Source organism: Shewanella kaireitica, assembly GCF_023284045.1.
Classification (GTDB): Bacteria; Pseudomonadota; Gammaproteobacteria; order Enterobacterales; family Shewanellaceae; genus Shewanella; species Shewanella kaireitica.
In genome coordinates, this window is the sequence record NZ_JAKIKQ010000002.1 from 140,527 (window position 1) to 155,441 (window position 14,915).

The 14,915-nt window shown below is 43.9% G+C and carries 15 protein-coding genes; 6 read left to right on the forward strand and 9 right to left on the reverse strand.

Features of this window, described 5'->3' with window-relative positions; all coding sequences use genetic code 11:
• Positions 1-453: 453 nt before the first annotated feature.
• Complete coding sequence (locus L2730_RS22030) at positions 454-654, forward strand: VOC family protein (protein WP_346347809.1); 201 nt, start codon at positions 454-456, stop codon at positions 652-654.
• 100 nt (positions 655-754) lie between these two features.
• Here the strand turns inward: L2730_RS22030 and torS are convergent, their stop codons facing one another.
• Positions 755-3,769, reverse strand: a complete 3,015-nt coding sequence (gene torS, locus L2730_RS03220) for a TMAO reductase system sensor histidine kinase/response regulator TorS (protein WP_248973279.1) — start codon at positions 3,767-3,769, stop codon at positions 755-757.
• Between the two features lie 147 nt (positions 3,770-3,916).
• Between torS and torT the strand changes: the two genes are divergently transcribed.
• Positions 3,917-4,981, forward strand: coding sequence for a TMAO reductase system periplasmic protein TorT (torT, locus tag L2730_RS03225; RefSeq protein ID WP_248973280.1), 1,065 nt, complete (start codon positions 3,917-3,919; stop codon positions 4,979-4,981).
• 36 nt (positions 4,982-5,017) lie between these two features.
• Here torT and torR read toward each other — a convergent pair whose 3' ends face one another.
• From torR to L2730_RS03245, 4 genes are all read right to left on the reverse strand, one after another.
• Complete coding sequence (torR, locus tag L2730_RS03230; RefSeq protein ID WP_248973281.1) at positions 5,018-5,728, reverse strand: two-component system response regulator TorR; 711 nt, start codon at positions 5,726-5,728, stop codon at positions 5,018-5,020.
• Between the two features lie 293 nt (positions 5,729-6,021).
• Positions 6,022-6,768 carry a TorF family putative porin gene (locus L2730_RS03235; RefSeq protein WP_428848428.1) on the reverse strand — a complete coding sequence of 249 codons (747 nt, stop codon included), beginning with the start codon at positions 6,766-6,768 and terminating at the stop codon, positions 6,022-6,024.
• Positions 6,769-6,884: 116 nt separating this feature from the next.
• The gene (locus L2730_RS03240) at positions 6,885-7,718 is read right to left on the reverse strand and encodes an ion transporter (protein ID WP_248973282.1); all 834 of its coding nucleotides are present in this window, start codon (positions 7,716-7,718) and stop codon (positions 6,885-6,887) included.
• Positions 7,719-7,848: 130 nt separating this feature from the next.
• The gene (locus tag L2730_RS03245; protein WP_248973283.1) at positions 7,849-8,808 is read right to left on the reverse strand and encodes a GlxA family transcriptional regulator; all 960 of its coding nucleotides are present in this window, start codon (positions 8,806-8,808) and stop codon (positions 7,849-7,851) included.
• A 110-nt stretch (positions 8,809-8,918) separates the two neighbouring features.
• On the opposite strand from L2730_RS03245, the gene L2730_RS03250 reads away from it, so the two are divergent.
• Positions 8,919-9,710 carry an MBL fold metallo-hydrolase gene (locus tag L2730_RS03250; protein ID WP_248973284.1) on the forward strand — a complete coding sequence of 264 codons (792 nt, stop codon included), beginning with the start codon at positions 8,919-8,921 and terminating at the stop codon, positions 9,708-9,710.
• Between the two features lie 161 nt (positions 9,711-9,871).
• Here the strand turns inward: L2730_RS03250 and L2730_RS03255 are convergent, their stop codons facing one another.
• Entirely contained in the window at positions 9,872-10,168 is a 297-nt protein-coding gene (locus tag L2730_RS03255) for a winged helix-turn-helix domain-containing protein (protein ID WP_248973285.1), read from the reverse strand.
• Between the two features lie 161 nt (positions 10,169-10,329).
• Here L2730_RS03255 and L2730_RS03260 point away from each other — a divergent pair, with 161 nt between their 5' ends.
• From L2730_RS03260 to L2730_RS03270, 3 genes are read left to right on the forward strand one after another with little or no spacing between them, the layout of a single operon-like run.
• Positions 10,330-11,175 (forward strand): PH domain-containing protein, encoded by an 846-nt coding sequence (locus L2730_RS03260; protein ID WP_248973286.1) that lies wholly within the window; start codon positions 10,330-10,332, stop codon positions 11,173-11,175.
• Complete coding sequence (locus L2730_RS03265; protein ID WP_248973287.1) at positions 11,165-12,670, forward strand: PH domain-containing protein; 1,506 nt, start codon at positions 11,165-11,167, stop codon at positions 12,668-12,670. The genes L2730_RS03260 and L2730_RS03265 overlap by 11 nt, the downstream gene beginning before the upstream one ends.
• A 2-nt stretch (positions 12,671-12,672) precedes the next feature.
• Entirely contained in the window at positions 12,673-13,239 is a 567-nt protein-coding gene (locus L2730_RS03270; protein WP_248973288.1) for a DUF924 family protein, read from the forward strand.
• Between the two features lie 47 nt (positions 13,240-13,286).
• On the opposite strand, the gene L2730_RS03275 is transcribed toward L2730_RS03270, so the two are convergent.
• The 3 genes from L2730_RS03275 to L2730_RS03285 all read right to left on the reverse strand — a co-directional run bounded on the left by L2730_RS03275 (position 13,287) and on the right by L2730_RS03285 (position 14,790).
• Positions 13,287-13,730 carry a universal stress protein gene (locus L2730_RS03275; protein WP_248973289.1) on the reverse strand — a complete coding sequence of 148 codons (444 nt, stop codon included), beginning with the start codon at positions 13,728-13,730 and terminating at the stop codon, positions 13,287-13,289.
• Between the two features lie 50 nt (positions 13,731-13,780).
• On the reverse strand, positions 13,781-14,212 hold the full coding sequence (locus L2730_RS03280) for a universal stress protein (RefSeq protein WP_220736067.1): 432 nt from the start codon (positions 14,210-14,212) through the stop codon (positions 13,781-13,783).
• Positions 14,213-14,409: 197 nt separating this feature from the next.
• Entirely contained in the window at positions 14,410-14,790 is a 381-nt protein-coding gene (locus L2730_RS03285; RefSeq protein ID WP_248973290.1) for a SpoIIAA family protein, read from the reverse strand.
• Between the last annotated feature and the right edge of the window lie 125 nt (positions 14,791-14,915).

The following is a 14,915-nucleotide window of genomic DNA, read 5'->3' on the forward strand; positions in this document are numbered from 1 at the left end:
TATATTGTAAAACCTGTACCAAATCGTTCTACGGCAGCGGGATACATCACTAACCAAACTCATTTTTGATCGGCTCTAGATACGAGAACTTGTTCATATGGATATTCCTGCAACGTTACTCATCGTGCAAAACCTACAGCAATCTAAACCTTTTACTTAGACATACTAGGACTTGAGTTGATATCTGAAACTGCGACCTGCCTTAAGCTGGTCGCAGGAAACCACAGTGTATTGATGTTTCAAGGAACGTTACCAGTATTACCAATTGCATTAAAAGTTTGACCATTCGCGTTTTGCCAATTTGTTTAACCTCAGCCGCACTACGTGAGCCCCTCAGTCTTTCCACTTCTGCTTTGCATTGGCTTAAAAGGGAATAACCATTTCTTTACCAATGCGCTTTGAATTGAAAAGACTAAGGGGCTCTGAACTGCTCAAATACTAAATGCAATTGGTATAAGTCAATATGAACACGGTTACAATACCAGTTCGACACTGGTTTTTAGCGTAAAAAATCTTGATGAAAAGATCAAAGAGCTAAAATGTCACAACGTGGAGTTTATTCATCAAACACCCAATGCAAATGACTGGGGTCGATATGCAGCCTTTAAAGACCCATCAGGTATAGTGCATGAGATTTTTGAGCCTTACGATTAGTCGGCAGTGTTTTGCATTGTTGTAAAACGCAATCAATGACATTCAGTAAAGCGCTGTCAAACCACTGCCATAAAAACGCTATGGGTTATGCTTTAGCCGACTATGTCTGCTCTGCGTTTTTCTGGCCATCAAGCCATTTAGATAATTCATCTAATGAGCGCTGCCACAGCTCAAACAGTGCTGGGTGTTGCTCTAATTGATAAGCAGCAGCACTAATTTTGAGCTGTTCGATATCACGACATTTTGCAGCAAGTTGCGATAATCCCATGCTGGCACTACTGCCCTTTAAGGCATGTAGCACTCGTTCAAAATCTTCAGGCGCTTTGGCAAGTATCGCCATATGAGCTTGGCTAGAATCTTGATAAAGGCTAAATAACTCCACCACGGCCTCTTTACCCAAATAGCCCATATCTTGGGTCAGCTGCCCATCATCAAGTAAAGGCTCTAGTTTAGCCTTACTCTTAGCGACACTATCTTGTTCCATCTTTGTACTCGCACCTATCTCAATCTGACGCTCTATATCACCTTCTGTATTGACTACGCCTATTTGCCAATCGGTGACACAGCAATCATTATCGGTGGTATCGGGCTCTTTCGCGCAGCCAAGCCAAACTGACAAAGCCTGCATATCCAATGGCTTCATCAACACTTGATCAAACCCCGTAGCTTGATAGTTTTCCATATCTTCAGCTTGCAATTGAGCAGTAAAAGCTGCGATTGGCAATGTGTGACTTGCTTGCGCATTAATCTGTTGCAGCTCTTCCAATAAACTGACTCCCGAACCATCTCCCAGTTGAATATCAAGCATGATGGCATCATATTGGGTGGCTGTTTGCAGGGTATAGAGCTTCCGCGCAGCTTCGCAGCTAGTGGCCAATTTAGAGTCATGACCCAGGTGTGCGAGAAACCCCTGAGCCACCATCGCATTAATCTTGTTATCTTCTACGACTAAAACGTGCTTCGAACTTACTCGTTTAGCCTGTTGTTGCAGTGTTATATCGGGTCCTTCGCAGACTGTTAACGGTAATGAAAAACCAAAGCAACTTCCCTGCCCGACTTCGCTTTTTACCCACAACGCTTTTGTGCTTCTAGGGGCTGAACTCATTAACTCAACCAATTGTTTACTGATAGCAAGGCCAAGCCCTGTGCCTCGATCGCGACCTTCACTGACCTCACTACTGTAAGCTTTAAAGAGTTGCTTCATCGCGTTCGCATCAATTCCGACACCGCTATCTTGTACTTTAAATACCAGCTCATCGCGCACTACAGTTACACTTAACTCAACATTTCCTTCAGGGGTAAACTTGATGGCATTTCCCAATAGGTTAAACAATACCTGTCGTAATTTTGGCCCATCGACGTAGACCCATTTCGGTAAACTTTTATAGTTCGCCACTAAAGTGAGCCCCGCCAAACTGGCTCCCGCTAACATAATTGCCGTGACCTCATCCAACAACTGCGCTAAATCTACAGCTCTGGGCTCATTAGCTAACTTACTCTGCTCTAGCCGAGAGAAATCTAAAATATCGTTAAGCACCGTTTGTAACAGCGTACCGCTATACTGCGACAAAGCCAGCATTTGCCTTTGTGCAGGTGGTAAATTAGAGTGCCCAAGTAATGTTAATGTACCCAGGAGCCCATTCAGCGGTGTTCTAATCTCATGACTCATAGTGGCTAAAAACAGTGATTTAGCTTGGTTAGCTTGCTCTGCCATGTCCCTGGCTAACACATGACCTTTTGCTTCTTTGTCTAACTGCACATTAGCCTCTGCCAACTCTAATGTTCGCGCCTCGACTTTCGCTTCCAAGGCTTGCTTATGCTCATATAACTCTTCTGCAGTATCACGCAGCTCTGCTTGCAATTTAAGATTGTGTTCAGTCTTTTGCTTAAACGCTTTAATTGCACTCGCCATCGCAGCAAGTTCATCATCGCCTTGGGTATCAATAGTCACTGCAGTGTTACCTAGACTTAACTGCGCTAATGCGTTGGTGGCGGCATTAAGCTTGAGCGCTATGCCCTGATAGATCACCTTATAAATAACGAACGCTATCACTAACAACATAAGTAACCCTGTAAATAACAGGCTCACCTTCGACCAGCTCAGTTGGCTTAGGTAATCGCTTCTGGCATTATCGGCCTCTATACGTTGTGTACGCATGGCGCTATCGACAGCGCCATTTAGCGCGTCGAGTTTGTCGGTAAGTGCCTGCAGTTGTAACTCTTGGATTTGGTTTAGTTGAGTATGATGTTTTTGCAGCAAGATACTTTGCGGCAAGGCTTGCAAAATAGTGACCTGTTTTGCAAATGCTTTTGCCCGTACGGGGTCGCGTATAAAGTTAGATAAACTGGTTAAAGAAGCAAAATAGCGGACACCGGCGTCAGAGCTAGGATCATTAAGACCAGAAAGTGATACCCCTAGTTGTGCTAACTGGCTGTCATTTTTAGCTAATGAATTAAACACTGTACTGTCTAACTCTGGTGACTGAAACACCTGTCCCATCAGCGCTATATTATGCACGATCTTCAGTGCTCGATTCAGTCGCTCTTGAATATCAACATCTTGCTCTATCAAGCTATCAAGTAACTTAGACGTTTGCTCTGTACCCACAGCTTGCGGGTAAGCTAAACTGAGTTTAGACAAAATCCCCGAATCGACAATCGCAAGCTCCGCTAACAATAACTCAGTACTTTGATTTGAGGCCTCCACCAGCGCTTTACCCTGTAACTGCAATTGGTAACCAGCCAAAATGCGCTGACCAACTTGTTCCCCAAGCAAGGACAGATCGCCAATGATGTCCGATGCGCTTTGCTCAAGGCCTAGATCAAAGTTCACATCGAGGGCTTTAAGTACTTTAATCGCATTTAGCATAGCCGCGCTGTTAATTGACAATTTTCGCCCAATTAACTGCCGTTGCGACTCTTGCTCAGACTGCCCAAGTCGCTTAGCATTTTCGGCGAGGGCGTTACTTGATAACACCAATTGACGAGCAGCCTCAGATGCAGGCAGCGCTCTGTCGTAAAGATATTTGTCAGCCTGCTGCACCCAGTGCAGACTTAAGCTTCCAAGAGAGACCAATAGCAGTAACAACAGCGCTAATAAACTGAAGGCCAGCATTAAGCGACCTATTAGGCTCTTTCTTGATAAAGATAATCTGGGGCGCGGCAATAAGGATAATGACAAAGGACTCACTCTTCTACGCTATGCTGTTACAATATCTAACATTAGTATCTAACATTAGCACGAAACAAAGGGATGTTAACTATGGCGAAAGCTTTACTGCAATGGAAAAGTCTACTACTTGCGCTTTCACTCGTCAGTCCATTAGTCAATGCAGCAGTTACCGTGCCTACATGGTCGCTTGAGCAGCGAGAGCCCTTTGATCAAACCATTCAGCAAACAACATCAATACAATATACTCCACTTGCTCAAGCCAAAAAGGACTGGCGGATTTGCGTGTTGATGCCGCATTTAAAAGATAGCTACTGGACTGGTATTAACTATGGTTTAGTAGAGCAAGCTAAAAAACTGAACCTACATCTAGCAGTGTTTGAAGCCGGTGGATATTACGCGCTGGACAAACAGTTAAGTCAGCTCGACAACTGCATGAAGCACAGCTACGATGCGATCTTGCTTGGCGCAGTCCGCCCAGACATACTCGAGTTCTATCAACCGCCTCTCAACAAACCCATTATCGCCTTAGTCAATCGTTTAGACAGCAAACAAGTTAGCACCCGGATCGGAGTAAACTGGTATCAAATGGGCTTTCAAGCGGGTCAATATATACGTAGTCAAACCATTCAACCAACCCAAGTTGCACTGTTAGCTGGCCCCGATAAACAAGGCGGCAGTGGCTTAGTTGAACAAGGGTTAACCGCAGCGCTGATCAACAGCCAAGTGACTATTTCAGCAGTGCGTCACGCTGACAACAATCGTAATTTGTATCGCGATGAAATTGAGAGCCTCCTAAGCAGCCAAACACCACAATATATTCTAGGCAGTGCAGTAGCCATTGAAGCTGCTGTCGCTATTTTAAGGCAGCTGCAACTTGAAGATGATATCAAACTGGTTAGCAGTTACCTCTCACCGGCGATTCTTCGTGGGATCTATCGGGATAGGGTTGAATTTAGTAATGATGACTTAGTCGTTATACAAGGTATGCTCGCCATTGATGTGGCAGTAAAAGAGCTTCAAGGCGCAGCAATCTTTGGTGATATTGGCCCAAAAATTCAGAGCCAGAGTATCGGTAATATTAATAAGCAAGTACTAAAAACCAGCTTAGCGCCGGCTGACTATTACCCCATTTATCGCGTTAACGGGGTCGACTAATTAGCTTTACTATTTTCGGTCATCCAAACTCTAGCTCTAATCTTTAACCTTGGCGGCAAATAGATAGCCTTCACCATGTACAGTAACAAATAGCTCAGCAGATAATTTATTGCGCAATCGTCTGATGATGACATCGATGGTTCTGTCATTAACGTCTTGATTACGGTGGCTAGTTTGCTGCATCAGTCTGTCTCGTGACAACACTTGTTGCGGATGCAGTGCAAAAGCGGTGAGCAGTTCAAACTCAGCTTTAGTCAGCTTAATAACCTCTGCATTACAGCTTAATTGGCGGCTATTCAGTTCTAATATGTAGTCATTAAAGGCAATGATGTTGTCATTTGGGTCTGCTTGAGCAGCGCTTTCATCTTTCGCTTTTTGCACTAAAGATATGCGCCAAAGTAGATTTTTAACTCTGACTAACAGCTCTCTTAACTCGAATGGTTTAGTGACATAATCATCTGCGCCCATCTCCAAGCCTACGATTTTATCGATGGTCTCATCGCGGCCAGTCACTAAGATGATCCCCACATCACCACGGCTGCGCAGTTCGCGAGCAAGACTTAAGCCGTCTGTGCCTGGTAGGTTAATATCGAGCATGACCAAATCGATGTGTTGCCGCTCAAACTCATGCCACATCTGCTCACCATCTTGAGCTTCGACGACTTGATAGCCCTCTTTCTCAAAATAGCCTTTTAATCTAGCTCTAATGACGGCTTCGTCATCAACAACCAGCACCCTATAGCCCATATATCACCTCTACCTATTGCTTCCAAAAACTGTTTAGGTATTTTGCATCACTGTATTAACGCCACATTATATACCTGTTCGACCTCAAGATGCCTGTTTTCAGAGGCAATTAAAAGTGATTTAGACAAGGCTTAAATCCCCGTGCAATTATACATAATTTAGCCGCTAACACACGTCGAGAGTCCTCAATCTGACCCACTACAGATTAATACTCCAGCGTTACCTTCAGCTTAGGTTACCCGCGATAACAAAAAGCCGACTCTATTAAGTCGGCTGTTATATGAGGGTATAGATTAAAAACTCTTACTTAAACCAAAGACCACACGATCATCAAAGATCTCTGTTTGCGTGCCATACACTAGGTGAGACTCATCAACTGAACTGCCATGGTAACGCAAGTCAAAATCTAAACCCACATAGCTCGCTGCAACACCTAGGTTCCAGTGAGTCCAACCTTCAGCGCCTTCACCATCAAGATCTTGGTAACCGAATGAGCCTGAAACCTTAATACCGTTGTTAAAATCATAGCTTGGATGAACTGCATAGTTAACACCTTGCCAACCCTCTACGCCAAACCAGTCGTCAATAGTTGGAGTCACTTCTAAGGTGACATTCGCCTGACCAAACTGCTTACCAACCTTGACCCATAATTCAGTGTAGTTTGAGTAAGAAGCGCCCGGATAAAGATATGAAAACACCATAACATCGTACGTAACACCACTATCACCAAAGCTACCAGCTTTGCCAATATAAGGCGCCGTGACTATTTCGAGGTTAGGATCTGCAAACTTAATGTTTGATGCAAAAACGCCGGTGTACCATCCATCATCGTTACCCCAACCCAACGTGCCCTGTACAACGGGAACATCGCCATCCATTGTTTCAGACTCACCACGAAAAACGTAGTCAGTAGCAAACTTAACGTTACCGCTTAGCTGGCCACCAAATAGCTCATTGTTATCGGCCGCAATTGCAGTGCCCATCGAAGTCGCCGTTAGGCTTGCAAACATCAAAGCGTGTGCAGTTTTCATAATCATCATCCCATTGTGTTATTTGAGACAAATGTTACTCCCAAGTTATTAATAACTTTGGCAGTAGATATGAACCAATAAACCAACAATATGAAAAAATATGAATGGTGTTTATAGCATTGCTATTATCCTGCCTTTTGCAGCAGCAAACCTTTTAGCTCTTCTATCTGCTGTTTCAACTCTGCGACATCGGCTGCACTCGCAGGTTTATCACTTACAGGGAAATCAGCATTGGCTTCATCTTCAGCACGCATTGCTGCGGTTTCTTGAGTCATTACGTCAAGCACAGCACCTACCATCATGTTTAAAAATACAAAAGCGGTCAGAAAAATAAAGCTCAAATAATAGAGCCAGCTCAATGGGTATACCGCCATAGTTTCGTACATCACCGAGGTCCATGACTCAAAGGTCGATACCCTAAACAGCGTTAACATTGCCACGGAGACATCGCCCCATAGAAAATCATTAATATCGGCAAACAGCATGCTACCAATAGCGCCGTAGATATAGAAAATCACAAACATTAACAGCGCGATATATCCCATTCTTGGTATCGCTTTTAACAGAGCATTCACCAGCATTCTTAGCTCTGGGATCATCGATACTAGACGCAATACTCTGAAAATACGTAGGAGTCTTGCCAGCAAGATTGCCGAGCCACCCGCGGGGATTAAGCTACCAATCACAATGATGGTGTCAAAAATATTCCAACCATTACTAAAGAAGCGTTTCGGACCATCACTTGCTAGAAATCGAATCACAATTTCAATAGCAAAAAATACTGTGATGCCAAGATCAAGCAGCACCAGACTTTTTTCCATCCAGGTAGGCAGGTGGTAGGTATGCGCTCCTATCGATAAAGCGGAGACAATGATGACAAAAATGACAAAGCCTTGAAAAGCTTTGCTGTTATCAATTAATTTTAACTTTGACTGTAAAGCAGAAACATTGGCTAGCACGGACTAAATCCTCAAACTCACTTGAAAGCACTTTAAAAAGAGCGATTATTATCCCTGAATATTCAAGGATCACGTAGTTTAATTAGTAACACTTAATTTTGGGTTAATTTGGCTATGGGAATAGCTAAGATTAACCATAAAATGTGTGACGCCACTGTGATGGTGAAACCTTGAAAGCTTGTTTAAAATGTTTTCGATAAACACTTTCGGAACCAAAACCGGACAATTCAGCGACTAGAGCGATTGAATTGCTTGTGGTTTCAAGTAAGGTTTGGCTTAGTTCCAGTCGCTGATTTAGCAGCCACTCATTAAAGCTACAGCCATAAATAGCCCTAAAATGCCGGGTAAAAGTGCGCCGACTCATCGCACAACGCAGAGCCACATCGTCAATATTGTGTGCTTGCGTTATCTGGGAGCTTATCGATTCCATAACTAACGTCAGACTCGTTTGGCTTTCTGGCATTTTAGGGATAGGTATGGGTATGTACTGTTGTTGTCCACCCAAGCGAAACGGCGCCGTCACCATTGCTCTTGCAAGGTTGGCTGCCACTTCAGTGCCCAATAAACGCCTAACAAGGTGCAAACAACAATCTAATGCGGCCGCGACACCCGCCGAAGTGAGTAACTGTTCATGCTCTATAAACAGCGGTTCACTATCAAATATCACTTGTGGAAATTGCGCTTTAAACCTATCGCTAAACGCCCAGTGCGTGGTCGCAGCAAGCCCATTTAACAAGCCAGTTTCAGCAATAACAAACGCGCCAAGACACAGGCCAACTAACAATGCCCCGTTGCTGTGCGCCAACTGCAAAGCCTCTATTAGCGATGCTGGAGCTGATGGCATTGAGCTTGGCCAACTGGGTATTATCACAATATCAGCCTCTACTAACGCCTCCAGCTGTGCTTCAACGGCCAATGAAAAACCATGGCTATTCTTCAACGCCTTCTCAGTCATACTAAACAGGGTGAGTTCGAAGGGTTGATAATCGCCTATAAAGACCTCTTCAAAAACCAAACATGGCACAGATAGATGGAACGCACTGATCCCATCGAATGCCAATACCATAACCTTGAATCGCTTTTTATCCATCCCACTGTCCCAATTTGAGCGAAGGGTGACCTTTAGGACAGTATTACACACATATCCACTTTCCTATAATGACGCCTATCTGGTCACCACTTTTTTAAACAGGTTATATTATGAAAATTCACCACCTACGCAGCGCTACTTTCATCATTGAATCTGGCGAAAACTTCATTCTAGTAGACCCGATGCTTGGAGCTAAAGGCACCATCCCGCCCTTCTCTGTTCTACGGTTTAAAGCGCAGAAAAATCCGACGGTAGACTTGCCTACAAATGCGGACAATCTATTAAACAAAGTCACTCATACTATTTTAACTCATAGCCAAACCTTCGGTTTTAAGCCTTTACAGCATGCAGACCATTTAGATCCCGCTGGCGAGCAGTTTTTGGTCAGCCGAAGCATTCCGGTCACTACGCCAGCCAAAGACAAAGCATATCTAGAAAAGTACGGCATAACGGTCGCTAACGGTGTAGATGACTGGCAGACCATTGATTTTTTAGGCGGTAAGATCACCGCGGTGCCGGCGCAGCATGGCCATGGTTGGATCCATAAAGTGATGGCTAACGGCAGTGGCTTCTTTGTTGAGTTACCCAATGAACCCAGTATTTATATTAGCGGTGATACAGTGCTAACCGCTGATGTCAGACGCGCGCTAACAGAGCTACAACCCGATATTACCGTTGTTGCTGCCGGTGAAGCACAGATGGATGTAGGCCAACCATTATTGATGTCAACCAGTGAGATATTGGAATTTGTGGCACTTTCACCTAACAAGGTGATAGCCAACCATATGGAAGCGTTAAATCATTGCCCTACTGATCGTAAGACTTTCAAACGTGTATTGGAGGAGAATAAACTAGCAGATAAGGTATTTATCCCTGAAGACGGAGAAACCTTATCCGTATAAAACAATACAGGTAATACCAATACTTATCATAGTCTTAGGATGAAATTAAAAGTAAAGGTATGCTTTTATCCGTTAATAGGCATTTTAGACTTTAAGTAAACACACAGGGCATGACAATGCCCTGCATCAATCCAATTGACCTGCTTTAATATAAGGTTTGCTTAATTCAGCAACTGTTCTATTTGCGCTAAATTTTGGCTAACCCAAGTAGCATTAATTGGCCCCCAATCAGCAATTTTATAGCTGCCTGAATTATTACGTCCCTCATCTTGAATGAACTCACAATCAATTCCTAAGTCACTAAACGCGGCAATTGAATCTTGCAAGGTTCTGCGGGGCATACCTGTGAGTTTATGCAAAGACAGTAGATTATGGCTTTCAGTTTCGATTTGATGTGCGATAAACAGCTTTCTATAAAATGCTTTTTGCTGCTTCGATACGGCTTTATGAGGGTTCATTTAGTTTTATCTTCAAAAAGTTATAGCCGCTAAATTACGTTATCCATAGTAAATAACAAGTTATTAGGTTCCTTTAGTGAACCAAAATGTTGCCAAATATGTCTCACGCTGGCAGTGAATTGCCAGATACTGATATAGTCGCTGAAGTTAAGGCGTGCTAAATGAGTAATGAAATGGATGATTCACACTTGGAAAATACCACTGCAGCAGAATCACAAAACAGAGCTGAACAACCCGATAACACTGCCAGTACTCAGCAAGCAGTTGAACATGCGGCTAATACGACACATCAATTAGTCGCTCAGGCGCAATGGCAAGGCTTTGAAGAGGTTGAGCTGCAAAAGGTTGATGAGCGCTACTACACCCAAGTGCTCTATGAAAGTTTGTTCATTGCACTAATTGGCTTTATTATCGCCTCTCTCGCCACCATTTTACCCGGTGCACTGAGCGTTACCTATGTCATCCTCGTCATAACTGCGGTTCTGCTGTTAATGTTTACCATTGGTTATCTTAGGCATAGGCAAGCACAAAAGCTCGGTTATGGTGTATGTGAACATGAATTCTTGATGGAAAAGGGCCTGTGGTGGCATAAACGCACTTCACTGCCCTACTCTAGATTGCAGCATGTGAGCCTGTCTCAGGGGCCACTAGAGCGGCACTTTAATCTATTTACCTTAAAGTGTTTTAGTGCAGGTAGCGGCAGTGCAGAAATAGAGCTTCCCGGTATAGAGCAACAAACCGCAGAGCATTTACGCCAACACTTACTCGCACAAGCAGCCAAAGCTCACTTAACCGATCCGCAGCAAGCAGAGTTAAGCGATGACCAAACTGAAGCCCTTAATAGCGCTGATGGACTCATGACTGAGCTATCAGCAACCAACGAAGTCGATCTACAGCAGACTGATATAGAGCATAATGTTACCCAAACTGAAGTTCCTGATAGCACCGATGAGCTCGCAACTAAGCCATCTGCAATAAAAGAGCCTGAGGCGCGCCATGAGCAATAAATTTGCAGAATGGTCATCGCTATCTGCCTGGTCTATTATTAGCTTTACCTTGTTCGCTATAAAGCTGCTATTGAGCAACGGTTATGCGCTAATCCCTTTGGTTTACACTGGCTGGAAGCAGGGTTTTAGTAGCCCTTGGGTAATTCTTGTCGCGCTATTAAGCGTGCTATTAATTCTTAGCTTCAGCGTGCTGCAATGGCTCAAATTTCGATTCAAGATTGATGCTCACAAGCTTAATATTAAACACGGTATCATTTTCAAGAAAGTCGACGAGATCCCCTTCAATAAAATCCAGAATGTTCGCTTACAGCAACCTCTCTATTTCCGGCCTATGGGTCTTTATAGCATTGTGGTTGAAACTGCCGGCTCTAAAGGCAATGAAGCAGAACTGTCAGCCCTTGATTACAAAGAAGCGTTAGCACTTAAAAAGCGTTTGATGACAGAGCAAGAGCAGCATAGCCCAACCAGTAGTAATGACGTTGGCGCGAGCACGGCAGAGATTCAACACAATACTGTCGTACGAAAAAGCTTTAAAGAGCTGGTTCTATTTGGCTTGTATCAGAACAATGCAATTTGGTTAGCCGTTATCTTGGGGCCACTATTTGGTCAGGTCGATTGGGAGTCAATGGAGAACCTGCAATCCGTGCAAGCGTTCTGGGCTTGGTACGATGTTAATATCGCTATCAGCTTTATTTTACAGGCTGCCTTTGCATTATTGGCTTTAACTTTATTCTATCTACTGTTTTCGATTCTCTCGATGACATCAGCGGTGCTGAAATACTTTCCCTATCGCTTAAGTCGTAGTGGAAATACCTTACATCGCACGGGCGGGATTATCGCCAAACAAAACGATGCTTTAGCAATAAAACGCATTCAAGTCGTTAAGTTATATCAACCGTTAGTAGGCCGACTCTTTCAACGCTGGACGGTGTATTTCCAGCAAGTAAAAGGTCATGAAATTGAGCAGCGTGGCAGCAGTAACATGCTGGTACCGACGATGTCTCGTAGAGATATTGCCAAGCTACTACCAAAGCTAAAAGGTATTGAGGCAACCTCCACCACGCAGCCTAAAGCCTACCAACATATCCACCTAGGCTGGTTTTGGCGGCGTGGCCTACTGCCATTACTGGTTCCTGCAATTAATACTTACTTTCATGGTTTAGATATATTTACAGAGATCCTTTGGATTGCTGCTAGCCTATTTTGTATTGGGATCTACCTAAGATATCGCCAATATGGTTATGTGATTGACGGGGATAACCTGTGGTTTCACTCAGGCTTACTCGGCCACTCTTGGCAACTTGTCGCATTGAGTAAAGTTCAGCATGTTGCAATGAGCCAAACCCCGAGTCAAAAACGCAGTCAATTAGCTAATCTTGAAATTGGACTTGCTAGCGGCAGTATTAAGCTACCCTATATATCAGTAATCGATGCCCGTTATATCGCTGAGCGATCTCTATCGCTTGTTCATAATGACCACAGGAATTGGATTTAACCATGGATCAAATAGCAGAAAACACCCCAGTAACTCCCGATACTATTTTGCATTTTTGGTTTAACGAGATAGAAGCGAAACAGTGGTGGATAAAAGATACCGAGTTTGATGCGCTGATAAAGAATCGTTTTGAAGCCCTGCTAAAACAAGCCGTTGCAGGAGAGCTTTACCATTGGCGTGCAACGCCAGAGGGACGCTTAGCGGAAATAATCGTGCTAGATCAATTCTCACGTAATATCTATCGTGATACGCCGCAATCTTTTGCTGCCGATCCGGTCGCTTTAGTGCTAGCACAAGAAGCCGTTGCACTTAACAGTGATAGCGAACTTAAAGCCAAGCAAGTAGCATTTTTATTCATGCCCTATATGCACAGTGAATCGCTTGCCGTCCACGAAGTCGCAGTGCGATTATTTAGCCGAGAAGCCGCTCAAGGTAACCTTGAGTTTGAGCTCAGGCACAAAGCGATTATCGAACAGTTCGGCCGTTACCCACATCGAAATGCGATTTTAGGCCGCACATCTACTGCTGCAGAATTGGCATTTTTGCAGCAACCTGGATCTAGCTTCTAGCGGGGGGAAACTAACACGCCCCTGACTTGCTAATTGTTCAAGCAAGCTTATTTAACCACTAACACCGGGGTTTTAGCTTTATTCGCTAATGCCTCGGCAATATTGGGATTAAGTAGGTGCGCAATGCCCTGTCGACCATGGCTAGCAACCACTATCATGCCGACTTCCCCTTGCTCTGATTCAGCTAGAATCTCAGTTAACACATCACCACTGCGGATCACGGTTTGTACATTGAGACCATGATTGAGCTCCGCCTGTATATCGAGCTGAATTTTTTGCAAACTTTCAGTCGCAAACGAAGTTATCTGTTGCTCAAGCTCTGCCACAGCTTCAACCGCTAAGCCATAGTGATGCTCATTAAATGGCTCGCTCATCACATGTAGCAACCTTAAACTGACGCCATACAAATTTGCCATCTCTACCGCATAACTGAGCGCATGTGACGCCGTGATGGAGAAATCTGTTGGACAAAGGATCTGACGAGTACGCATAGCGACTCCTTTTTTTAACTGATAATGTTAGTAATCAAGATTTGCTATTGCTACTTCACCACTAACACAGGGCACTTAGCCCGATTCGCCACCGCTTCTGCAACATTAGTGGCCAAGAAATGAGATAAGCCCGTACGACCGTGGCTAGCAATAACAATCATCCCCGCCTCTGAACATTCCGCTTCTTTAAGGATCTGCTCCGAAGCAACGCCATGGCGAATAACGCTCTCTACTGACAACTCACTATTAAGCTCGGCTAACAAGGCATGCATCTGCTCTGCAGCATTATCTTCCATGCTCTTGGCAAGCTCTTCTGGCGTCACGGTGAGTATTTGGTAGTTCTCAAGTCCTACAGGCTGATCAATAACATGCACCAATCGTAAACCTACATGGTAAAGGTTAGCCATCTCTATCGCATATTTCAGTGCATGCGAAGCGGTTTCAGAAAAGTCGGTCGGGCATAATATTTGTCGATTACGCATATCGAATTCCTCCAAACATTGTTTAATTAGGCTTTGCTGTGGCTGCAAATCACTTTAGTCATTCGTTCTAACTCATCTAAAGCTAAAGCAGACATCAAAGCTGAATCGCTAGCATAAAGGCTTTATATATCGCAGCCTATACAGCCACAAACTAACAGCTTAATAGTTTGAGTAAAAAATTTTTAACTCGTTCAACTTTAATCTTTTAACCACTTATATGCTTGCTCCCGATCTTCAAAGAACTTAGCGTCATAGGGGGTAAACCAACCCGCAATTTTTGTCATCCACTCCTGAAAGTTACCACTACCGACCACCGCGATTTTTTTAAACTCCCGCCCGTGAGCTAACCCAAGTTTAAGATCATCCCACGCAGCTCTTAACTCCCAACCATCAAGCTCAGTGACATCAGCAATAACATTAATTTCTGGATGCTCGACTCCAGCTAAAGCAGACTCAATCATAGGCACCATATATTGATAATCTTGATGAGTCAGCTTGCCCTTCGCGGTAAAGCTCAAGTGGAACTTGTTATCAAACCGCTCTATACCCACTGATATTCCATGTGTTTTATCACTCATCTTTATCTCCTTTGTTGATGTAATACCTCATTTCATTTTAGTGCAGTTTAGCTAAGTGAAGTTGATCTTGCTCACAAAACAAACTGATATTTGACCTTTACAAAAAAGTGGATTACTATCAGACC